The organism is Kitasatospora sp. NPDC001175 (genome assembly GCF_053598215.1).
This window is the reverse complement of the sequence record NZ_JBSFJU010000047.1, coordinates 30,379-50,765: the sequence shown is the minus strand read 5'-3', so window position 1 is coordinate 50,765 and position 20,387 is coordinate 30,379. Positions and strand designations below refer to the sequence as shown.

General features: G+C 70.8%; 19 protein-coding genes and 1 pseudogene. 13 read left to right on the top strand and 7 right to left on the bottom strand.

What is annotated here, in order from left to right; genetic code table 11:
- Positions 1-8: 8 nt before the first annotated feature.
- The gene (locus tag ACWDAK_RS28040; RefSeq protein ID WP_427395121.1) at positions 9-662 is read right to left on the bottom strand and encodes a DUF4232 domain-containing protein; all 654 of its coding nucleotides are present in this window, start codon (positions 660-662) and stop codon (positions 9-11) included.
- 271 nt (positions 663-933) lie between these two features.
- On the opposite strand from ACWDAK_RS28040, the gene ACWDAK_RS28035 reads away from it, so the two are divergent.
- The gene (locus tag ACWDAK_RS28035) at positions 934-1,146 is read left to right on the top strand and encodes a GNAT family N-acetyltransferase (RefSeq protein ID WP_425557759.1); all 213 of its coding nucleotides are present in this window, start codon (positions 934-936) and stop codon (positions 1,144-1,146) included.
- Positions 1,147-1,537: 391 nt separating this feature from the next.
- Here the strand turns inward: ACWDAK_RS28035 and ACWDAK_RS28030 are convergent, their stop codons facing one another.
- Positions 1,538-1,885, bottom strand: coding sequence for a hypothetical protein (locus tag ACWDAK_RS28030; protein WP_427395122.1), 348 nt, complete (start codon positions 1,883-1,885; stop codon positions 1,538-1,540).
- 525 nt (positions 1,886-2,410) lie between these two features.
- Here ACWDAK_RS28030 and ACWDAK_RS28025 point away from each other — a divergent pair.
- Positions 2,411-3,264: pseudogene (locus ACWDAK_RS28025) on the top strand (FAD-dependent oxidoreductase); the annotation flags it as partial.
- A gap of 287 nt (positions 3,265-3,551) precedes the next feature.
- On the opposite strand, the gene ACWDAK_RS28020 reads toward ACWDAK_RS28025, so the two are convergent.
- Entirely contained in the window at positions 3,552-4,667 is a 1,116-nt protein-coding gene (locus ACWDAK_RS28020) for a PP2C family protein-serine/threonine phosphatase (RefSeq protein WP_344638781.1), read from the bottom strand.
- Positions 4,668-5,131: 464 nt separating this feature from the next.
- Here ACWDAK_RS28020 and ACWDAK_RS28015 point away from each other — a divergent pair, with 464 nt between their 5' ends.
- The gene (locus ACWDAK_RS28015) at positions 5,132-6,223 is read left to right on the top strand and encodes an ArsR/SmtB family transcription factor (RefSeq protein ID WP_427395123.1); all 1,092 of its coding nucleotides are present in this window, start codon (positions 5,132-5,134) and stop codon (positions 6,221-6,223) included.
- A 94-nt stretch (positions 6,224-6,317) separates the two neighbouring features.
- Here ACWDAK_RS28015 and ACWDAK_RS28010 read toward each other — a convergent pair whose 3' ends face one another.
- From ACWDAK_RS28010 to ACWDAK_RS28000, 3 genes are all read right to left on the bottom strand, one after another.
- Positions 6,318-8,987: an AfsR/SARP family transcriptional regulator gene (locus ACWDAK_RS28010; RefSeq protein ID WP_427395124.1), complete on the bottom strand. Its 2,670-nt coding sequence runs from the start codon at positions 8,985-8,987 to the stop codon at positions 6,318-6,320.
- A 133-nt stretch (positions 8,988-9,120) separates the two neighbouring features.
- Entirely contained in the window at positions 9,121-9,663 is a 543-nt protein-coding gene (locus ACWDAK_RS28005) for a hypothetical protein (protein WP_427395125.1), read from the bottom strand.
- A gap of 4 nt (positions 9,664-9,667) precedes the next feature.
- Positions 9,668-10,567 carry a Crystal protein ET79 gene (locus tag ACWDAK_RS28000; RefSeq protein ID WP_427395126.1) on the bottom strand — a complete coding sequence of 300 codons (900 nt, stop codon included), beginning with the start codon at positions 10,565-10,567 and terminating at the stop codon, positions 9,668-9,670.
- A gap of 510 nt (positions 10,568-11,077) precedes the next feature.
- Between ACWDAK_RS28000 and ACWDAK_RS27995 the strand changes: the two genes are divergently transcribed.
- The 8 genes from ACWDAK_RS27995 to ACWDAK_RS27960 all read left to right on the top strand — a co-directional run bounded on the left by ACWDAK_RS27995 (position 11,078) and on the right by ACWDAK_RS27960 (position 17,660).
- Positions 11,078-11,452 (top strand): hypothetical protein, encoded by a 375-nt coding sequence (locus ACWDAK_RS27995; protein ID WP_344638776.1) that lies wholly within the window; start codon positions 11,078-11,080, stop codon positions 11,450-11,452.
- 33 nt (positions 11,453-11,485) lie between these two features.
- Positions 11,486-11,809 (top strand): hypothetical protein, encoded by a 324-nt coding sequence (locus ACWDAK_RS27990; protein WP_427395127.1) that lies wholly within the window; start codon positions 11,486-11,488, stop codon positions 11,807-11,809.
- 117 nt (positions 11,810-11,926) lie between these two features.
- Complete coding sequence (locus tag ACWDAK_RS27985; protein WP_344638775.1) at positions 11,927-12,100, top strand: hypothetical protein; 174 nt, start codon at positions 11,927-11,929, stop codon at positions 12,098-12,100.
- A 162-nt stretch (positions 12,101-12,262) separates the two neighbouring features.
- Positions 12,263-13,327: a ferritin-like domain-containing protein gene (locus ACWDAK_RS27980; protein ID WP_344638774.1), complete on the top strand. Its 1,065-nt coding sequence runs from the start codon at positions 12,263-12,265 to the stop codon at positions 13,325-13,327.
- Between the two features lie 578 nt (positions 13,328-13,905).
- Positions 13,906-15,324, top strand: a complete 1,419-nt coding sequence (locus ACWDAK_RS27975) for a WXG100-like domain-containing protein (RefSeq protein WP_427395128.1) — start codon at positions 13,906-13,908, stop codon at positions 15,322-15,324.
- Between the two features lie 49 nt (positions 15,325-15,373).
- Positions 15,374-15,658 (top strand): hypothetical protein, encoded by a 285-nt coding sequence (locus tag ACWDAK_RS27970; protein ID WP_344638856.1) that lies wholly within the window; start codon positions 15,374-15,376, stop codon positions 15,656-15,658.
- A 112-nt stretch (positions 15,659-15,770) separates the two neighbouring features.
- Positions 15,771-16,052: an aromatic-ring hydroxylase C-terminal domain-containing protein gene (locus ACWDAK_RS27965; RefSeq protein WP_449806509.1), complete on the top strand. Its 282-nt coding sequence runs from the start codon at positions 15,771-15,773 to the stop codon at positions 16,050-16,052.
- A gap of 141 nt (positions 16,053-16,193) precedes the next feature.
- Positions 16,194-17,660: an IPT/TIG domain-containing protein gene (locus tag ACWDAK_RS27960; protein ID WP_344638851.1), complete on the top strand. Its 1,467-nt coding sequence runs from the start codon at positions 16,194-16,196 to the stop codon at positions 17,658-17,660.
- A 527-nt stretch (positions 17,661-18,187) separates the two neighbouring features.
- On the opposite strand, the gene nadE is transcribed toward ACWDAK_RS27960, so the two are convergent.
- A complete protein-coding gene (gene nadE, locus ACWDAK_RS27955; protein WP_344638771.1) occupies positions 18,188-19,018 on the bottom strand; it encodes an ammonia-dependent NAD(+) synthetase in 831 nt (276 codons plus the stop codon).
- Positions 19,019-19,186: 168 nt separating this feature from the next.
- On the opposite strand from nadE, the gene ACWDAK_RS27950 reads away from it, so the two are divergent.
- Both ACWDAK_RS27950 and ACWDAK_RS27945 read left to right on the top strand, forming a co-directional pair.
- Positions 19,187-19,594, top strand: coding sequence for a lipase family protein (locus ACWDAK_RS27950; RefSeq protein ID WP_344638770.1), 408 nt, complete (start codon positions 19,187-19,189; stop codon positions 19,592-19,594).
- A 38-nt stretch (positions 19,595-19,632) separates the two neighbouring features.
- Complete coding sequence (locus ACWDAK_RS27945; RefSeq protein ID WP_344638769.1) at positions 19,633-20,139, top strand: GNAT family N-acetyltransferase; 507 nt, start codon at positions 19,633-19,635, stop codon at positions 20,137-20,139.
- Positions 20,140-20,387 lie beyond the last annotated feature (248 nt).

Genomic DNA, 20,387 nt, shown 5'->3' with positions numbered 1-20,387 from the left:
GACGGTTCCTAGCGGGCGACGGGCGGGCTCATCCGGACCTCGTCACCGCAGATGGTGACCTCCGCCGGCTTGCCGCTCTGATCCACCACCGGCACCCGGACTCCGGTGCTGTCACCCGGCGCGGCCACATCCGCGCTACCGGCAGTGACCATGGGGCCGCAGTTGTCACTGTCCGGCCCCTTGCCGTTCAACTCGGAGTAGTGCAGGGCGATCACCGCCTTCTTGCCCGCACCCAGCGTCACCGGAGCAGGGCTACCCTTCCCGACCCCGACGGCCTCCGGCCCCTTACCCATGTGGAACTCGAGCTTCGGGTAACCGGCCAAGGAGCAGCTGTGGGAGCCGGAGTTGACAGCGACGAGTTCGGCGTTCGCCGGGTCCTTCTCGCTGGCGCCCGCGTCGGTGAGGCGGGTGAGTGTCCACCTCAGGTTCCGCGTGCCGCACTTGGCGGTCTGCGAGCTGCCGGAGCCCGTCGACGCCGTGATCCCGGCGGCAACCGAGGCGGAGGCCGGAGCTGCGGACTGACCCGCGACCGGTACGGCCGACACCGGCGCGACCCCACCGGCCTTCGGCGGGCTCGCCGTGGAACTGGAACTGCAGGCCGTCAGGCCGAGCCCGGCCAGCAGCGCGGATAAAGAAACCGTCAACACAAAGCGCGAGCGCATGATCCCCCCGGATCGTCAGGACAGCCGACAGGCGACCTCTGCCCGGGCTGTGCGTTCTCAGGGGTGAAGACACCGGAACGGCTCGCCCGGTTGCCTCTGGATGAGATTTTTCTGAAACGCCCTCAGGACGGACTGACACGGCAGCTGTAGTTCGTGATCTTTGAGGTTGGTCATGTGGTCGCTGCCGCGGTGATCTCGTTCCAGCAGCGGTGGCAGGCGGCTGCGCGGCGCTGGTGACGGCGGCGGCGTCGCCGATGGCGTGGATGTCCGGGTGGGACACCGACCACAGCGTGGCGTCGACCTGGATGAGGCCGCGGTCGTCCGTGGCGATCCCGGCGTCGGCGGCGAGCGGCGTGCGTTGGAGAAGGCGGGCTTCGTGAGGGAGGGCGTACTGCGCTCCGCGCAGTGGCGCGGCGGGCAATGGCACGATCAGGTGATCTTCTCCATGCTCCGCGTGGAGCGGTCCGGCGGCGAACCGAGGTGAGCGGAAGACAGTGATCGACCTGACGAGTCTTCAGCTGAAGCTGATGGCCCCTCTGACGCCCAGAGGAGTAGAGGGCGCGCCCCGGCGCTGGGGGCTGCGCCGGGCCGGGAGAGCGGGTGCGCAGATCCGCGTGGTCGGTCTTGCCGAACGTCTCCAAGCTGGCGCTCCAGTGCCCGCCGGGTGAGCTCGTGGACCACGGCCAGGCCGCGGCCCGACTCGGCTTCAGGGCCCGCGTCGATCAGGCAGGGCAGGATGCGGATGCGGGAGCCGTCGCGGACGCGCTGATCCGCACGCACCGGTCGGTGACGCGCTCGACCATGACCGTCACGTGCCGTCGGCAGCCGGTCTTCGCGGCGTTGCCGGCCAGCTCGCTGCGGCCGTCGAAGGCTGATCACATGGCCAGCCAGGTTGGGGCCCAGCCCAGGGAGAGATGGGTCCACAGCTGGTGGTCGTCGAGTGGGTGGAGGGCGCGGGCGACGGCAGGCAGGTCGTCGCGGGCGCGCTCGGAATCGGCGCACACCGTGACCAGGACACCGTCTCGGCGCAGGGCGTAGCCGGTGAAGCCGCTGCCGTGCAGGGTCCAGGCGTCCTTTCCCCCCTGCAAAACATCCTCGACGAAATGATCGAACCAGGGCACGAAACGCTCTTCGTACGGCCCCTGCCACTGGCAACGATCAACCTCCGCGGGTGGCGGCACCATCGCGCGGACCACCGGGTTGCGGCCGAACTCACCTGCCATCAAGAGCGAAGGTGCAGAGCCGCGGAAAGGCTCCCCGGGGGCCGTCAGCGCCGCTCCGCACAGAGCCGCGTGAGCCAACCAGCCCCGCCACCCACAAGAAGGGGGCACTCAAAGAACTCCATGTGGCAGACCAGGGAAGCGCCCGTCTTGGTGCCGCTTTGCAGTCCGTCAGCGCTGGACGCTGCCGCATCCCCTCCGTCGTCCACCCCCCTTGAATGGCCGACCTCCCACCACTGATGGCAGGTCTGAACTGCTGCTGACATTATCTCACCATTTGAACGCGTTCAATACTGTCTGATGACCACCCGATCTGGCCCACTCCAGCCACTGCGGACGCGCCGGTGGGGCGTGGCCTGCCTCGCTCTCCCCGAAGCCGTCCTCGGCCTGACCCTCGACTGACGCACCCGTACCAGGGCCGCAAAGGTGCCATGAGGGTCGGGTTCCGGGCCGGCGCGATCGGCATGATCGGCGTCGTATCCGTCCTCGCCATAGGCATCGGGGTCGTCGTGGTCGCCGCGGTAGTAGGGCCCGCCGTCGTCCCCCGAGGTGCAGCGCGGGGAACTGCGACGGATCCTGCTCGACTCGCTCCCGGTCGGCGCCGTCCGGTGGGGGCACAAGGTCAGCGGCGTCCGTGCCCTCGGAGAGGGGCGCCACGAGGTGGCCTTCGCCGACGGCACCACCCTCACCACGAGCCTGCTGGTCGGCGCGGACGGCGCGTGGTCACGCGTCCGGCCGCTGCTTTCCGATGCGGCACCCGAGTACGTCGGCAGGTCGTTCATCGAGACCCACCTGTTCGACGGCGACACCCGGCACCCTGCCAGCGCGAAAGCGGTCGGTGGCGGGTCGCTCTTCGCGCTCGCGCCGGACAAGGGGATCCAGGCTCACCGGGAGAGCAGCGGGACCCTCCACACCTACATGGCATTCTCCAAGCCGCAGGAATGGCTCGCGGTATCGATTTCACCGATTCCGCCGCGGCAGTCGCGCGGATCGCACGCGAGTTCGACGACTGGGCACCGGAGCTCACCGCACTGATCACCGACAGTGACACCGCGCCGGTCCTGCGCCCCCTCAACACCCTGCCGATCGGGCACCAGTGGGATCGCGTGCAGGGGGTGACCCTGCTCGGCGACGCCGCCCACCTCTCTGCCCCGAACGGCGAAGGCGCCAACCTGGCCATGTGCGACGGCGCCGAACTCGGCAAAGCCATCGCCGCGCACCCCGATGACTGCGAGGCCGCTCTCACCGAATACGAGCAGGCCCTGTTCCCCCGCAGCGCCGCGGCCGCCACCGAAGGCGCCCACCTCCACGAGCTCCTCTTCGGCGACAACACACCCCACAGCCTGGTCAACATGCTCACCGGACACGAGCAGACCCAATGAGCCACTCGCCGTATGGCCCCAAGGGCATCGCTGAACTCCCGGTCGAGGACGTCGTCCTTCCGCATCACGCCGGCCGGGGGGCAGGATCCGGGCCGGCTTGCTGCCGAGAACAGCAGGGTGGTGCGGTTCGCCCGGTGGGGCAGCACGGCCTGCTGGCGGCCGGCGGCTGCCTGCTCTCCGGTGTCACCGGCTGGGTTTCCACACTCTGAGGCACACGGGCGGGACCGAGGGTGACAGGTCCCGCCCCGACACGAGGCCGCTCCCTCCGACGAGGAGATCCGCCGAGATCACAGGCGCACGATGACCAGGGCGGTGTCGTCGGTGACGCCATCGGGCGGAAGCAAGTCGGAGAGCAGGGCGTCGGCGAGGGTTTCGGGGTCGGTTACCTGGTGGCGAGTCAGCGAGTCAGCGAGCCGGGCGAGGCCGGTGTCGATGTCTTCGCAGCGGCGTTCGATCAGGCCGTCGGTGTACAGCACGAGCACGGCACCGTCGGTGAAGTGCACTGCGGCCTGGGGCGGGGGTACTTGTTCGGGGCTGGCGCCGAGTGGGGGGTCGGTGGCCTGGTCCAGGAACTCGACGGTGCCGTCGACCTGCAGGAGGGCCGGCGGGAGATGGCCGGCGCTGCTGTAGGTGATGGTGTGGGTGTCCCAGTCGATGAACGTGTTGGCCACTGTGGTGTTCTCGGCGCCGTCGACGGAGCGGGCGTACAAGCCGAGGACTTCCAGGGTCTGGGCGGGGCCGTCGGCAACGCGGCAGGCAGTGCTGAGCGCGCTGCGCAGCTGCCCCATGACCTGGGCTGCAGACAAGCCGTGCCCTACAACGTCGCCGACGGCGGCCGCGATGCGGTCGCCGGGCAGGTCGACCAGGTCGTACCAGTCACCGCACACGTTCAGCGTGTCGACGGCGGGCCGGTAGCGTACGGCTGCCGGGTGGCGTCCGACCGGGCGGGGAGCGGGCAGCATCGCCTCTTGCAAGCTCAGCGCGACTTCGCGGGCGCGGATGAGTTCGGTGACCTCCTCCACCCGGTGGATCAGCAGCACCACCCGCCCGTCCGAGTCGAAGACGGGAATGTTGATCATGCTCCAGTAGCGTTCGCCTCGCACCCCGGGCCGGTCGGGGTCCTCAATGTCGTAGCGCTGCAACTCGATGATGTCGGGCTCACCGCTTCCGAGCACCTGGTGCATCGACGCTTGGATGTTGCGCACCACGGCCGCACCGGGGTCGTTCTGGCTGTGGGCGAAATCGTCGGGCAGGTAGCGGCCGATGACTTGCCCGCGGGTGCGGCCCAACGTGCGCAGGAACTCTTCGTTGACGTCTGCGTAGACCAGTTGCGGGGTCAGCAGCGCCATCGCCCCGGGAAGGGCCTGGAACACCGCTCTGTAGTCGATCTCAGATTCCGTCATGTGCGTATCGCCTCAACGCCGCCGCTGGTGTCTCATTCCACGATAGACGCGTCCGGGTTGTAGAGAACGGTCCCGCCCTCGGCGACGCGGTCCGCTCCGTAGAAGCGGTGCCGGATCTGCTTCCAGGTCAGGTGGGGGTGCTCGCGGCGAATCCAGTGAACCAGATGCGGGTCGCCCCGCGTGCCCTTGACCGCCTTCCGACGCTGGGTCGGGCGGCCAGCCGGGCCCGCTCCAATCGGGCAGGACGGGCAGCGGACATCGCGACGGATCGCGGTGGCGCCGGGGCTTCCTGCCCCTGGGTGCTCGATGACGCGGCGTCCCGCCGCCCGAAACCCGATGAGGGGAATCGGTGCGCGGGCCGGTCCGACGCCTTCGACGATCGCCGCGCGACGCCGGGTGGGAAAGGGATTCGGTTTCCGCCGAATCCCTTGAGCCGGCCGCGGCCACGGGCGAGGATCGGAGGCGTGCTGCGGATCTTTTTCACCGAAGCGGACCTGGCACGGACCAGAGTGGCCACCGGGGCCGACATGTCGTCGGAACTCTCTTTCAGCCTGTGGGCCCTGATGACCGGCCGGCACTCCGCCTGGCTCGACGGCTGGCGCCACGGCATCCGCGCGCGTCGCGACACGCGCACCGTCATGCTCCTCGACCTGTTCGGTCCGCACGCGCTGCCGGAGTTCCTGGCCGTGCTGCCGGATCGGCGGGACACCGCGGCCGAGACCGCCCAGTCGCTGGACGCCCGCGCGACCGGTTACCTGCACGACCTGGGCCGGGCCCGAAGGCTCGGGCCGCTCGCCCGCGGCCTCGCCGGGCGCGATCGCCGTTCCCGGGTCCTGTTGGGCGAGTTGACGGCGGAGTACCAGGCCGCAGCGATCACCCCGTACTGGGGGCAGATCGCCTCCCTGGTGCAGGCCGACCTGCGGCGGCGTGACGAGGTCCGCCGGGCCTACGGCATCGGCGGCGTCCTGGCCTCGCTCGTCCCCGGGGTCCGCTGGGAACCGCCCGTGCTGACCGTCCCCCAATGCGGTGACGGCGTGTGCGAGCACCGTCTGGGCGGCCGCGGTCTGCTGCTGCAACCCGCCGTACTGGGCTTCGGGGCCGTCTGCTTCGCGGGCCACGACACACCGGACGGCCGGCCCGCGCTCATCTTCCCGGCAGAGGTCGCCACGCCGCTGCTCGCCGACGACGACACCGGGACGACCCCGTCCCTGATCGCCCTCCTCGGCCGTACCCGCGCCGCCGCCCTCGGCGCGATCGCCGCCCACGGCCCCTGCTCCACCAAGGCGCTGGCGACCCGCCTCGCCATCGGCCAGGCCACAGCTAGCCAGCACGCCAGCATCCTCGCCGACGCGGGCCTGACCACAAAGGTGCGCGAGGGCGGTACGGTGACGCACCGGATCACACCGCTCGGCCTCGCCCTGCTCGACGGGACCGCCTCGAACGGCCGCAAAAAGCCCCGCGCGACCGTCATCCAACTGACCGACACCCCCTCGCCGCGTCCGGTCACCGACCGCCCGGACGTCCGTGTCAGAACGCCAGCGCGAACAGCGCCGTGACCACCACCCCGGCCGGCCACCGGCCACCAGCTCCGGCGGCCGCTGAGCACCCGGCCGCCCGGTTCGCGTCCTCGAAGCGCGACTTCACACGGGGTCAGGCACGTCCGGGGGTTCTCGTCTCGGCGGCGCGGGCGTAGTACTCGGCCGCGTCGGCGGCGAATCCGTCCTGCTCGGCGAGCCGCCCGGCGCGGTGGAAGTGCTCCCATGCCTCGCCGTGGCGGCTCAGTGCCACCAGGGCCTGCCCGCAGAGATCGGTGAGCATCGCGCGGCGGGCGGGGACCTGCTCCTCCGGAGCGAGGCCGAGCCCGTGCCGGGCGAGCGCGAGCGCCTGCGAGGGCCGGCCGTTCAGCAGGTGATGCCGGGCCAGGTAGTAGGTCGTGAGCATCTCCGTCTGCGGGCTGCCGGCGTCGCGGGCGAGCAGTGCGGCCCGCTCGTAGCCCTGGCTGGCCCTCGCGACCCGGCCGAGTCGCTCGTGGACCTGCGCCAGGTTGGCGGTCGCGATGGCCTCGCCCTCACTGTCGCCCGCCCGCCGGGCGAGGTCCGGGGCGAGTTCGAGGTGACGGGCCGCCTCCTCGAGCCTGCCCTTCTCCCCGAGGACCCAGCCGAGCAGAGTCCTGACCCTCGACTCGGCGTCGGCGTCGGCGAGTTCGGCCGCGGAGGCGAGGGCGTGGCCCAGCGGGGCCTCCCACTCCGCTTCCGGCTGCTGTACGACGAGGGGCCACAGCAGGACGGCGAGGCGCCAGGCCCGGTGGTGATGGCCCGCGGAGGTGGCCGTCGCCACCGCCGCGACGAGGCTCTGCCGCTCCCGCGCGTACCAGGCCATCGCCTCGGCGCGGTCCGTGAAGACGGGCGTCACCGCCGGCGGGTGGGCGTTCTCGGGGAGTCGGCAGCAGGGCTGGCTGCCCGCGACGGCCACGGCGGACGCGGCCAGGGCACCGCACAGGTAGTGGTCGAGGAGCGGCAGGACGCGCTCGGGGCCGGGAACGGGGCCGAGCGTGCGGGCGAACAGCCGGACGAGGTCGTGCAGGGCGTACCGGCCGTGCGCCCGCTCCTCCAGCAGGTTGGCGGCGAGGAGCCGTTCCAGCGCCGCCCTCGCGTCGGCCGGGGTGGCAGCCGTCAGCGCGGCCACCGCGCCGAGGTCGGTGTCGGGGCCGAAGTGGTGTGCCAGCAGGCCCAGCAGGTCGGCCGCGGCGGGCGGTAGATGTGCCACGCTGGCCCGCAGGACCGAGGCGAGGTCGACGTCGTCGACGGCGAGGAGCGCGATCCGCTGCCGCTCGTCGTACAGTTCCTCGGCCGCCTCGCGCAGCGACCGCTCCGGCCGCATCGCGAGCCGGGCCCCGGTCAGCCGCAGCGCCAGCGGCAGGCCGTCGCACAGCCGGACCAGACAGCCGACGGCCCCAGGCTCGGCGTCCACCCGGTCCGACCCGAGCACGCCGGTGAGCAGCGCGGCGCCCTGCCGCGGTCCCAGCCGGTCCAGCAGCAACGGGCGTGCGCAGTCGGCGGCGACCAGGCTCTCCAGCCGGTTGCGGCTGGTGACGACGGTGGCGCAGCCGGTGGCGCCGGGCAGCAGCGGCCGCACCTGGTCGTAGCTCAGGGCGTCGTCGAGGAGGACCAGGACGCGGCGGTACCGGAGCAGCGCGCGGTAGAGGCTCTCGGCGGTGGCGGTGTTCTGCGGGACGTCGTCGGGTCGCGTGCCGAGGGCGACGAGGAAGTCCCGCAGGACGGAAGCGGGGTCGGCGGCGGGCACGGTGCCGGCGAAGCCGCCGAGCCGGGCGAAGAGGACGCCGTCGGGGAAGGCCGTGGCGGCGTGCTGCGCCCAGTGGGCCACGAGGGCGCTCTTGCCGACGCCGGCCGGTCCGGTGACCAGGCAGAGGGGGGCGTCCCTGGTCGGCTTGACGGCGTCGTCCAGGACGGCGAGTTCGCGTTCCCGGCCGGTGAATCCGGCCGGGCTGCGGGGCAGCAGGAGCGGCCGCAGCACGTCGGTGGCGGGGCCGGGGCTCTCGACCGGAGCTGCGGTGTGCGGTGCGGCATCGGGTGCGGCGAGTATTCGGGCGTAGGCCCGGGCCATCGCGGGGCCGGGGTTGACGCCCAGTTCGTCGGCCAGCAGGCGGGCCGTGCGGTGGTACAGCTCGATGGCTTCGGCCTGTCGGTCGGTGGCGAGCAGGGCGTCGAGCAGCGGTGCGACCAGTGATTCCCGCAGCGGGTTCCGGTTGGCCGGTCCGCGCAGCAGGAAGACGGCCTCCTCGGCGAGGTGTTCGGTGGTCAGGGCTTGGCCGAGTACCTCCACGGCGTTCAGCCGCGCCTCCTCCAACTCGGCCGCGAGAGAGGCGATCAGGGGCGTGGTGCAGAGCCCGGCGAGGGCGGGGCCGTGCCAGAGCGCGAGGGCCTGGCGCAGCGCGGGGACGGTGGAGGCGGGTGTGCTGTGGCCGAGCCGCGTTTCAAGGACGGCGGCCTGGAACCGGCGGGCGTCGATCCGGTCGGCGGGCGTGCGGAGCAGGTAGCCGTCACCGGCCGTCACTATCGTGGCGTCACCGGTCGGGTGCAGCAGGCGGCGCAGGTGGGAGATGTGGCCCTGGATGGTGGTCTTCGCGTGTTTGGGCGGCTGCTCGTGCCAGAGGGCCTCGGCGAGACGGTCGGTGGTGACGAGGGCGTGGTCGGCGAGGAGCAGCATCGCCAGCACGGTACGGCGCTTGGGCGGCCCGAGGTGGACACCCGCCCCGTCGCGGTGCAGCTCCACCGGTCCGAGCAGCCGGAATTCGAGCAAGACGCCCTCCCCACTGTTCGTCTGCTGAGCGGTGGGGAGCTACCCGGATGAAACGGTATCCATACGCACGCCCCCGATCGCACAGGGCGATCGGGGGTGTGACGGGGCGGTGCGGCGGGGTGCGCAGGGGTCGCTACACGTGGGCGTTGACGAGGTACCAGTAGAAGGCGCCCGTCGCCATCACGGCGACGTTCTGGGCGTTCAGCGCGAGGAAGCGGTTGGTGACGCGGTTCCTCAGCGCGACGGTGCCGCCGGGGCCGCCGACGGCGATCCAGTCCCAGGTGCCGCCCTGGCCCCAGTTCGCCTCCACGGCCCCGCTGTCCTGGAGGCTGCCGCCGAAGTCGTAGTTCTGGAGCTCGACGGCGCCGTTGCCGGCGTCGCGGGCGGTCCACAGGGCGTGGTGGTACTGGTTCCCGTACCAGAGCCTGCTGGGCTGGGCGACGATGCTGTCCCAGTTGTTCTCGCCCAGCCATTGGTCGGGCGCCTGTTGCGGAGCGAGGACGTAGTGCTGGCCGTCGGTGATCGCCGCCAGTGCGGCCGCGGTCTGGGCACGGGCGGTGGCCGGCATCGGAGAGGCGCCCGCCTCGGCCGTCCCCAGCGGCACCAGGGTCAGTGCGGCGACGGCGGCCGCGGCCAGGGCCTTGACGCCCGGGAGGATTCGGAGGGTGCGCGCCATCGGATCAGCCCTTCTGCACGGTTAGGGTGGCGTAGGCGTTGTCGCCGCCGCCGCCGTCACGGCTGCACGTGTAGCCCTCGGGAACATCGCAGCTGTACTTGTTGCTGCCGGAGTACGGGTTGTCCCACCAGATCTCGACGTTCCCCACGCCGAACATGTTGTAGACGGCCCTGCCCTCGGTTCCGGTCATGAAGCCGTTGGACTCCGACTGCCAGGCTCCGTTGGCGAACGGGTACACCTTGTCCGGCGGCAGCATGTTCTCGCTCCAGGTGCCGTGCTGCAGCGAGGAGGACGTGCGGTCCATCGTGGACGTCGTACGGTTCTGAAGGATGACATGGGTGCTCCTGGCCGCGGCCAGTGCCGTGGGGGCCTGCTCGGCGGGGCCGGCGGCGAGGCTCGCCGGGCCGCCGCCCAGGGTGAAGGCGACCGAGGCGTTGTTACCCCCGCCGCCGGTCCAGGAACAGGTGTAGCTCTCGGGGACGGAGCAGCTGTACTTGTTGCTGCCGGAGAACGGGTTGTCCCAGTGGATCACCACCTCATCCGTCGCCAGCTTGTAGCGCGCCTCACCCTCGGTCCCCGTCATGAAGCCGGAGGAGTGCGAACCCCAGGACGCCGTGGTGGCCTTCTCGATGGACTCCGGAGGGGTGGCGTCGTCCCAGACGCCGTGCGACAGCGAGCTGTAGTTCCGGTAGATCATGCCCGTGGTGCCGTTGTAGAGCGACACGCTGGTGCTACGCGCCGACCGCATCAGGGCCGGCCCCGCAGCCGCGTCCTGCCCGTCGGCGGCCACGGCCGCCGGGGCGACGGCGAGCACGAGCGCGCCGACGGCCGTCAGCACGGTGGCACCACCGATCGCACGCACGCCTGTCACCCCGGAACCGCCGGTACTCCTCTTGCGGAACATCGCGCCTCCTTGTCGTCCGCCGTTCCGTACGGCGTGCTCTTAGGCTCGTCGACGGCGCTAACGCTTCGCTACCGGTCGGCTGGCGCGGCCGCACGACGGCGCAGCCGGACCTGTTGGCAGCGCTCGGCATTCGCTCCAGCCGGTCACGTCCAGGAGCAGACCGTCCAGCGAACCGGCCACCAGCTTGCGGTGAACGTGCCCTGGTGGAGGACCAGGGTCCGGATCGTCGGAGTCCACGCCTCCCCTGGACGACGGTCACCCTGACCTCGCGTGGATGTGAACGTGCACCTGGTAGGGCTTGGTCAGGCAGGTGCGGTGATCGGTGTGTCGCGGTGGCGGGTTGGGCAGGCGCCGGCCCAGAGTGCGAGGAGTGTCTCCGAACGGCGCCGGCCTGAGCCTCTATCGGGTCATCCGCGAACGAGAAGGAGCCGGCGCACGGCCGCTGAGCGCCAGGGGGTATCCGGACCGGACAGCGGGCCGACCCGTCGGCCACCCTCTTATTCTTTCCGCATGACGAGCCCTCAGCACGACCCCGAACGGGACGAGGCCATGGCCCGGAGCGCCATCGACGCGTACCTCACCAACCGCACGCGGTACTGGGAGCGGGCCGCTCAACAGACGAAGGCGGCCGAAGCCCAGGCCGCCCACCGGGCCGCGCGCGACCGGCTCGCCCGGTGGAGAAACGGAGGGGTCGTCGACGACTGGGTCGCCAGCGCCGTCGTCGAGGCCGCCGAGCAGGACGCCGCCCGGATCGGCCGCGAGGCCGCCGCCGCGAGGACCGGTCCGGCCCTGCACGCAACCGCCGTCCGGCACACGGAGGCAATCCGGCGCTGGCTCCGCGCCCAGGGCCACAGGCTCGGTGACGACGCGCCGGAGAAGGCATAGCCGCGCGCACTCCGTCCCGAGGCCGACCGGAGCATGGACGTCTTCGTCGCCGTGGACGTCCTGGACGGCGAGCCGGAGAGCGGCCGCACCGACTTCGACCACGTGGTGGAAGCCAGCCTGCACGTCCCCTCCGGGTGCCTGGCCGTCCTCGGGTGCGGCGACTACCTCCCTGACGCCGCCCGGTTCGACGTCCCGCCTGGCTGGATCCGTGTCCGAACATCCCGCAGCGGCCTGGCGGCCGCCGCCGCGGACCCCGAGGGCTTCGCCTCCGAGAACATCCGCCTGCGGGCCTGGCCCGCACCCCGCCGGGAGCCCCAGGTGACCACCAGATGGACAAGGCCCACCGAGAAGCCCTGACCTCCGCACGGCCCACGCCGGACGGCAACAGCGCCCGGCTGCCGCAGGCCCTCCGGCTCCTGACGCCAGGACGCCCGGCCGGCACCCCGCCCGCATGCCGGCCGCCCGCATCCCGTGATGGCGATGCCGCCCGAGGTCGACCACCAGGTCGTGGCCGCGCTGCACCAGTACGGCTGCCGCCCGGAGCGCGCCGCAGCACTGTGGCCGCGGTGCAGCGCCCATGGGGTGGGAGCAGCGCTACCCGCGGTTCCCCAGGTGATCGGTTCCAACCGGGTCAGGCCGCTGTCCTGAAACGTGGAACCAACCCCCGCCACCCCACTCGGCGTTCGCGCCGCCACGGGGCGTCGGCGTTCACTCGTCCGGATGGACTCCCTCACCACGCCCGGCTCGCATGCATACGGACGAAAACCGCCCGAGTACCTTCCGGCACAAGCCGGATGAAAGGTGCATATCGTGACCACAGCGGTTCTGGACTACCGAAGCAACGCGATCGTCGAGCTCATGCGGGTGGCCGTGGCGGACTGCGACGAGCAGTGGCTCAAGGACGCACTACAGCGGGCGATCATGCTGGAGCTGGCGACCATCCCGCCGTACGCCAGTGCCCTCTGGTCGATCAAGGACCAGCAGAGCGACGTGGCCAACGCGATCCGCGAGATCATCTTCGATGAGATGTCCCACTTCGGCCTGGTATGCAACATGCTCACCAGCATCGGCGGGACGCCACGGCTCACCGGCCAGAGCACCGTCCCGAAATACCCCGGCCCGCTACCCGGCGGCGTCCGGCCCGAACTGGAGGTCTACCTCAGCGGACTGAGCAAGGACTCGGCCTACCTGTTCTCCGAGATCGAGAAGCCCGACAACCCGATCGCACTCGCCGAGACCTACACCTCGATCGGCGCCTTCTACAGCCGGATCGCGGAGGTCTTCCCGAACTACGCCCACCTGCTCACCGGCCGGCGACAGGTCGACTTCCCGCTGTCAGGACAGCACGGGGCCGGCAACGACATCGTCCCGATGAACACGATCACCGACGTCCTGAACGCGATCGAGATCATCAAGGCCCAGGGCGAGGGCACCGACGCCTCCCCCGAGAACCCCTTCCCCGGCAAGCCGGGAGAACTCGCCCACTACTACCGCTTCCGCGAGATCTACCACGGCCGGAAGCTGATCAAGATCTCTGACTCCGCCCACCCCAAATGGGACTTCCAGGGAGACCCGATCCCCATGCCCGACTCCCACCGGGCCGCACGCGTGCCGGACGGCGGCTGGGCCAACGACCCCGCGAACAAGCCCACCCCCGACACGGCATCCAAACTCCAGACCTTCAACGGGCACTACAGCAGCATGCTCCGCGCACTCGAACAGGCCTGGCAGACCGACAACCCCATGCCGCTGGTCGGCCAGGCGATCGGGTCCATGGGCAGCATGCGCAGCAGCGCCCGTGACCTGGTGTCCATCCCACTGCCCGACAACAGCGGGAAGACCTACTGTCCGGAGTACTTCTACACGGCCCCGTAGGCCCTCTCCCACGCCAGGACCGGGCCGGCCGGCGACCAGGGGTGGCCCGGCCGACCAGGCCGTACACGCCACGCTCGGTCCAGCCCCATGCCTCCGGGAGGCCGGCATGGCCACTCCAGCACAGCTGGATCATGTCTCGCTCCAGTAGCAAGTCCGGGCCGGCGCCGCCCAGGTCCCCCGTCGGCCGGTGCTGGCCGGCTGGGGACTTCGGCCGGCACCGGGCGGGGCGCCCAGACGGGGCGGGCGGGCGATGTCGGCCGTCGACCGTTACCAGGTTCCACTGCGCCAGGCCGAAGTCGCGGCGGGCCGCCCCATCGCCGCCGCCCCTGCCGCCGCGCCGCTGCCCGTTCCTACGTCAACCCGACCGACTGAGCGGTCGGCGCGACAGCGTGCCGAGCTGACCCGACACTTCGGCGCCCTCTCCACCCCCGCGAGTACGGCCCGCGACGCGCCTACGGTGACGACCGGTCATAGATGGCCGGTCCCGTGTCCTGTTCTCCGAGCAGCGTGAACAGCAGCATCAGTCCGGCCGGAAGTGTTCCGTCCGCGCTCGACCGCACACCGACTTCGGGGGAAGCATGGCACTCGAACTACCGCCGGAACTCGGCACCGTACTCAATCTCCTCGGGCTGGACTGGCCCCAAGCGAACGAGGACGAGGTGAACAGGCTCGCGGACGAGCTCAGAAGGCTGGCCTCGACGCTCGACTCCGTCCAGATGAACGCCGACAAGGCACTCACCGTGCTGAAGGAGGTGTACCACGGCGCCTCCGCAGACAAGCTGGCCGAATTCTGGGGAACCGTCTCCAAGTACTCCGGCATGGTGGTCGAGGCCTGCGGGGCCACTGCGGCCGCGCTCAACGCGGCGGCACTGGTCATCGAGGGCTGCAAGGGCGCCACGGTGACCCAACTGGTGGCGACTCAGGGCGAGATGGCAGCCGCGTCGGCGACTGGCCCGTGGAGCAGCGCGGCCGTCGTCGCGGCCGGCAGGCAGATCGTCTCCAGCATCCTGGAGGAGGCGGTGTCCGCCCTCGGCCATGCGCTGGCCCAACCGGTGGCCGATCTGGTGGAGACCGTGGTCAAGGAGGTGACCGGCCAAGGGGCGGGGTCGTCGAACAGCCCCGGTTTCGGGGTGGACTTGGACCAGTTGGCCTCCTGCGCTCTCGAACTTCGGGGCCACGCCGACGACATCGACTCCCAGGGCAGCTCGTTCCGGCGGATCGTCGACGGCCTGGACGTGGGCCAGCCCCAAGACGCGTTCGGCAGACTGGTCGTCGCCGCCGCCGAACAGATCGCCACCATCGTCGGTGAGGAGGTGCTCAAGCGGCTGCTCGGCTCGTTCCGGGGCACCGCCGACGGGATGAACCAGGTGGCCCGCAACCTCACCGAGAGCGAGGACGCGCACACCCGGCAGCTGCACGGCATCCTGACCGGGCAGAACTCGCCGTCCACGCTCCGCTCGCTCCAACTCGCGGGTGGGGTGGGCGACGTGACCGCAGGCACCCCCCAACACGCGGGTCTCGCCGTAGGCGACGGACCGCGCCCCGGGCTCGACCACGCCGGCATCGGCACCGGCGGGAGCGAAGCCCTCGCCGGCGCGGCAGGGTTCTTGGCCAGGAGCGACGCGAAGACGAGCCGGGCCTCGGGCCTGCTCGCGCCGGACCAGCCCACGGCAGGAGCCGAGCACACCGGCACCTCGCCACGGCAAGCACCGGCCGCCGGTCCACGCCCGGCCTTCGCTCCTCCCGTGACCGGCCAGGTTCCGCCCAGGGGCGATTCCGGACTGGTCGGCGGTCACCAGGGTACGGAACCGAGCAGCCCCGGCCGCCAACCGGCCACGCAGGCGCCCGGGATGGTCAATGCGGTCCCGTACGGTCGGGTGGGCGGCACCCGGCACCGGAGCCAGGAATTTGCCGGCCAGATACGAGAGGCAGCAGCCGCTCAGCAGCGCAGCACTCTCCGCACCCGCCAGGACGATCCAGCCGAAGAGCCCCGTTGAACTCCTTGCCGCACCGTCTCCCGACGACGCCGCCCCGGACAGCGGCCCTGTGAAGCTCAGGCGTTTCGTGGTCGATGTCGGCCCGGTTCCGGGCAGCGCCACCGCCGTTCTTCCCGCCGCGCGTCCGGGTCGGCGAATCGGGCCCGCGAACGCGGTCGCGCCGCGCCTCGACGAGCTGACCGACGGGGCGGGGGCCGTCGCCGATGCTCTCGATGCCGCTGCGACGATCGGCTTGACCCGCATCGATGACGGCCCTCGGCGATTCATCGTCGTCCTACCGGAAGACGGCGGCCGCCCGCTCGTCGCACGCGGAAAACGCGGTCTTCTCTCATAGAGGCACGGCATCAGAGGTCGCGCGGATAGGCGCGGTCGGGGACGTCGGCAACAGTACGGACAAAGGTCCCGGTGATCATGGAGTTGCGACGCTCTGTGATCACTGGGGAGACCTGTGCCCACGCTTCGAGGATGCGGCCGGATGGCGGGACCGCCTGTCGACCGTGGCGGCCGCCCCTGCCGACCGCGGCGATCTGCCGGCCGCGCTCATCCGCCCCGACGGCATCGTCGCCTGGGCCGCCGCCCCCAGGCTGCCCGCGGACATCGCAGCTCTGGCGAGCGCGCTGCGCACCTGGCTCGGTGAACCGCACACACGTATGACGGACGGCCAACAAGGTGAACCTGGTCAACCTGCAGGCAGGAAAAGCATCGAACAACGCAGAGGGGAGGTCTGATTGTGTGCGATCCACTCTGACGGTCGGTTCGGCACAGATCTGCCCTGATGCTGCCGAAAGGCCGTCCCGCCTACGCACCGGCAAAACATCCGAGGAGCAGGAACGACGATGGCACCCGATCCGACAATCGCCCAGGTGACCATGACCCTGGCTGCCCTTGCATCCACCGGGGCCACCCCGCGTCCGTCCGGGGAAACCCCGAAGCAACATACCGAACGAATCATCACCGGCATCGACGCGCAACTGAGCGATCCCAGCCTTGCGACGCAGGGCGAGTGGCAGCTGGTGTGGCTCGCCCTGAGCGAGGCCAACGCCAATATGGCCTACATCGCACGGAGCACCAACGGCTCGAACGAGTTCGCCGTGGTCGCTCGCGGAACGGACGCTGATCTGACCGACGTCCTCGAGGACCTCGACGTCGGCACAGTCGTCCCGTTCCCCGAAAGCGGATCGCCGAAGCCCATCGCCGTTTCCAAGGGGGCGATGGATGCGTTCAAACGGGTTGTCAACGCCCGCTCGATCGCCTCACCCTCCCCGAACGTCACGCTCGCTCAGGCGCTCGCCGCCCTGCTCAAGTCGGCGCCCTCCTCGCCGCAGCCGACCGTCTATCTGACCGGTCACAGCCTGGGCGGTTGCATCGCCACCATGCTCGCTCCGTACCTGCAGGCACAGACCTGGCCGAAACAGCCGAAGTTCGCGGTGATCACCTATGCCGCTCCCACCGCCGGCGTGCAGAGCTTCGTCGACTACTTCGACTCCTTGCCGTGGGTCATCGACGAGCGCCAGAACAACGCCTACGACCTGGTGCCGCACGCGTGGGCCGATCTCGACACCACCGCCGGCTGGTACCCGAGCCCGGGACCGCAGGCGACCGATGAGGTGAAGCTGCTCATCGAGGCGATCTCCCAGCGCACCAAGGGCAACGTCTACGTCCAGCCCGGCACCCTCTGCCTGATGAACACGGGATACACGAGCCTTGCCAAGACCCTGGTCAACAAGACCACCCAGGACTTCATGGGCCAGGTCGCCTACCAGCACGCCAACTCCACCTACCTGGACCTGGTGGACGCGCCTGACGTCCCGTCCGGGCCGGTGGTGACCTACGTGACCCCCACCTTCGGCGCACCGGGCGACACGGTGACCATCCACGGCACCGGTTTCAGTCCGGACAGCATGGTCGACTTCGGCCACTTCGCCTGCACCAAGCGCGACATCGACCCTTCCGGCATCAGGATCACCGCTCAGGTCCCCAACGGAACCGGCGTCGTCCACGTCCGCGTCACCAACACCCTCGCCACCTCCCCGGCCGTCGCGATGGGGCAGTTCGCCTATGGCGGTCCCGCACCTGTGGTGGTCAGCGCGGTCGGCCCGACCAGCGGAAAGGTCGGCACCCCGGTCACCATCAGCGGCTCGGGCTTCGCCGCCGGCGCCACCGTGCACTTCAAGGACAAGGCATCCGATTCGGTCAAGTTCGTGTCCACCGGCCAGATCATCGCAACCGCGCCCGGTCTGCTCGACGACCACCAGACGGTGGACATCACCGTGACGGTCGGCAAGGCCACCTCTCCCACCAGCCCGGCCGACGAGTTCACCTACACCGGACGGTAGCGTGCGCACGTCCCGTTCCGGGGGTGGCCCTTCGAGCAGCCCCAGGCCCTTGCCGCCGACCGGTCGAACCGTGCCCGGGCGAGGGATCGCCGCAGGACCGTCCGCCCTGCGGCGAGCAGGCCACGGAGCTGTGCGGCACGGCCGAGCAGCTGCCGGGTGACCAGCTGTCCGGAACCCCGGAGAGACCGGGGCCAGGATGAGCCGAGGCACCGATGTGCCAGAGTCCGGGTACCGCGGCGCGGTGGCGGCTCGACGACAGCCCCGGCCACCAGATGAGGATCTGGTCGATCGGCGGAGCCGCCGTAGGGGTCGCCGCGGACGGCGTTGCGGTTGGCCGCGGCGAGCCCCGCCGGTCGGACCGCACTCCACCGGGTCACCAGGGCGCGCAGGCCCGGGGCATGCGCCTCATACCCGACCACGATTTTTGGGGACTGAGCGTTCGGGTTGGTCTTTGAGCGATTGAGTTGGCCCGACCTGGTGTGAGAGTCGGCCCGCGCGAAACTCGATCCTGAGCGAGCGGCTGCTCTCTAGGGGGCGACGGGCAGCCTGCGCTTGTGGTCGGTGAGGCGGTAGCGGCTGACGATCGTTTCGAAGGTCCGCTCGTCCACCGGCTTGCCTTCCAGGAAGTCGTCGATGTCGTCGTAGGTGACCCCGAGCGAGTCCTCGTCGGCCTTTCCCGGGTCGAGGGTCTCCAGATCGGCCGTCGGGGTCTTCCACACCAACTCGGCGGGTGCGCCCAGCACGTCCGCGACGGCGCGCACCCGGCGCTTGGTCAGGCCGGTCAGCGGAACCAGGTCGGCGGCACCGTCGCCGAACTTGGTGAAGAAGCCGGAGACCGCCTCGGCGGCATGGTCGGTGCCGACGACCAGGCCGTCGGCCGCGCCGGCCACCGCGTACTGGGCGATCATGCGCTGCCGGGCCTTGATGTTGCCGTGCACGAAGTCCTGGTGGTGGGCGTCGCGGAAACTCACGCCGGCGGCCAGCGAGGCCTCGAGCGCGGCGTCGCTCGCGGGCTTGATGTCCACGGTCAGCACGTGGTCGGCCCGGATGAAGGAGAGCGCGAGCTGGGCGTCGTGCTCGTCAGCCTGGACGCCGTAGGGCAGCCGCATCGCGTAGAACCGCGCCTCGTGCCCGGTGGCCCGGGCCCGCTCGACAGCGAGCTGGCACAGCCGGCCGGTGGTGGTGGAGTCGACGCCGCCGCTGATGCCGAGTACGAGGGAGCGCAGACCGGTGGAGGTCAGCCGCTCGGCGAGGAAGGCCACCCGGCGTTCTATCTCCCGCTCGGGCTCGAATGTCTCGGCGACCTGGAGTTCCCGGGCGATCTCCTGCTGCAGGGCGATGGATGCCGGCTCGCTCACGTCTGCTCCTTGTTCCTGTTCGCTGTTCGCGATGTGCTGTCGCGCCACCCTACCCAGAAGGTGCCCGGCGGATCAGAGTCGGACCGCCCGGGGTGGCGGGCCAACTCCGACGTCGCCTTCAGGACAGGCCCACGCCCACGCACCGGACCGTGCACAGCTGAAGCTCACATGGCCTACATCGCGAAGGACTCCTCCGGCTCGAACCAGTTCGCCGTGGTCGTCCGCGGGACGGTCGCCCACGCGATCGACATGCTCGAGGACCTCGACGTCGGCACGGTGGTGCCGTTCACCGTCGGCGGATCATCGCCGGTATCCGTCTCGAAAGGCGCCATGGCGGCGTTCACCCAGATCGCCGGCATGACCGACGACTCCTCGCCGACGGGCGCCAACCTCGTGCAGGCGCTCACCGCCCTCCTCAAGGACGCGCCCGGGGCAACGGTCAACGTGATCGGTCACAGCCTGGGCGGCTGCATCGCGACCATGCTCGCGCTGTACCTGCAGGCCCAGACCTGGAAGGGCTCGCCGCAACGTGGGCGCGGACCACCGCGGTCGGGCGGCGGGCGGCGAGCGGGCTGAATGGTCCTCAGTTCACCGCTCCTGCTTTACTGGTGAACGTGGAGATCGCACACCAGGCCGTCATCCGGCCGATCGGGCGGCCGGGGGACTTCGGCTGGGTGGTCCTCGCGCACGGGGAGATGTACGCGGCGGAGTACGGCTGGAGCAGCGCCTTCGAGGTCATGGTGGCCGGGATCGTCGCCGACTTCGCCGCCGAGCACGATCCGGCGCGCGAGGCCGGCTGGATCGCCGAACTGGACGGGCGCCGGGTGGGCAGCGTCTTCTGCGTCGACGCCAAGGACGAGGACATCGCCACCGCCAAACTGCGGGTCCTGCTGGTCGATCCGGCCGCCCGCGGCCACCACCTGGGGACCAGGCTGGTCGAGATCTGCGTGGAGTTCGCCCGCGCGGCCGGCTACCGGCGGATCCGGCTGTGGACGATGAACACGCTGGCGGCGGCCCGCCACGTCTACCTCACCGCCGGCTTCCGCTTGGTGGCGGAGGAGCCAGGCCCATTCGACTTCGGAGACGGTCTGACCGCTCAGGTCTACGAGTTGGAGCTCTGACTCCCGATCTCCCCGGCGATGCGCGGGCCGTGGATCTGCTGGGACCTGAACACCGCCACATACAGGGCTCTCATCGAGACTGCGGAAACCCCACTGCTTCCCGTGCCAGTCCACGCGCCTCCTGACAACAGCCATCCATCCCAGGCCCCATATCAGCAGGACCGAGGTGAACGCCGTCTGATGCGGCACGAGACCGCGCTCCGGAGAACACCGTCTGGAGCGCTTCCCCGCCCAGGAACGTGAAACCA

Coding starts and splice junctions, on each gene's coding strand:
- ACWDAK_RS28030 (WP_427395122.1), bottom strand. CDS start 1,885: ATGGCAGGTGAGTTCGGCCGCAACCCGGTGGTCCGCGCGATGGTGCCG.
- ACWDAK_RS28005 (WP_427395125.1), bottom strand. CDS start 9,663: ATGGCGCGCACCCTCCGAATCCTCCCGGGCGTCAAGGCCCTGGCCGCG.
- ACWDAK_RS28000 (WP_427395126.1), bottom strand. CDS start 10,567: ATGTTCCGCAAGAGGAGTACCGGCGGTTCCGGGGTGACAGGCGTGCGT.
- ACWDAK_RS27950 (WP_344638770.1), top strand. CDS start 19,187: ATGGCCTACATCGCGAAGGACTCCTCCGGCTCGAACCAGTTCGCCGTG.
- ACWDAK_RS27995 (WP_344638776.1), top strand. CDS start 11,078: ATGACGAGCCCTCAGCACGACCCCGAACGGGACGAGGCCATGGCCCGG.
- ACWDAK_RS27990 (WP_427395127.1), top strand. CDS start 11,486: ATGGACGTCTTCGTCGCCGTGGACGTCCTGGACGGCGAGCCGGAGAGC.
- ACWDAK_RS27960 (WP_344638851.1), top strand. CDS start 16,194: ATGACCCTGGCTGCCCTTGCATCCACCGGGGCCACCCCGCGTCCGTCC.
- ACWDAK_RS28020 (WP_344638781.1), bottom strand. CDS start 4,667: ATGACGGAATCTGAGATCGACTACAGAGCGGTGTTCCAGGCCCTTCCC.
- ACWDAK_RS27985 (WP_344638775.1), top strand. CDS start 11,927: ATGGCGATGCCGCCCGAGGTCGACCACCAGGTCGTGGCCGCGCTGCAC.
- ACWDAK_RS27975 (WP_427395128.1), top strand. CDS start 13,906: ATGGCACTCGAACTACCGCCGGAACTCGGCACCGTACTCAATCTCCTC.
- ACWDAK_RS28040 (WP_427395121.1), bottom strand. CDS start 662: ATGCGCTCGCGCTTTGTGTTGACGGTTTCTTTATCCGCGCTGCTGGCC.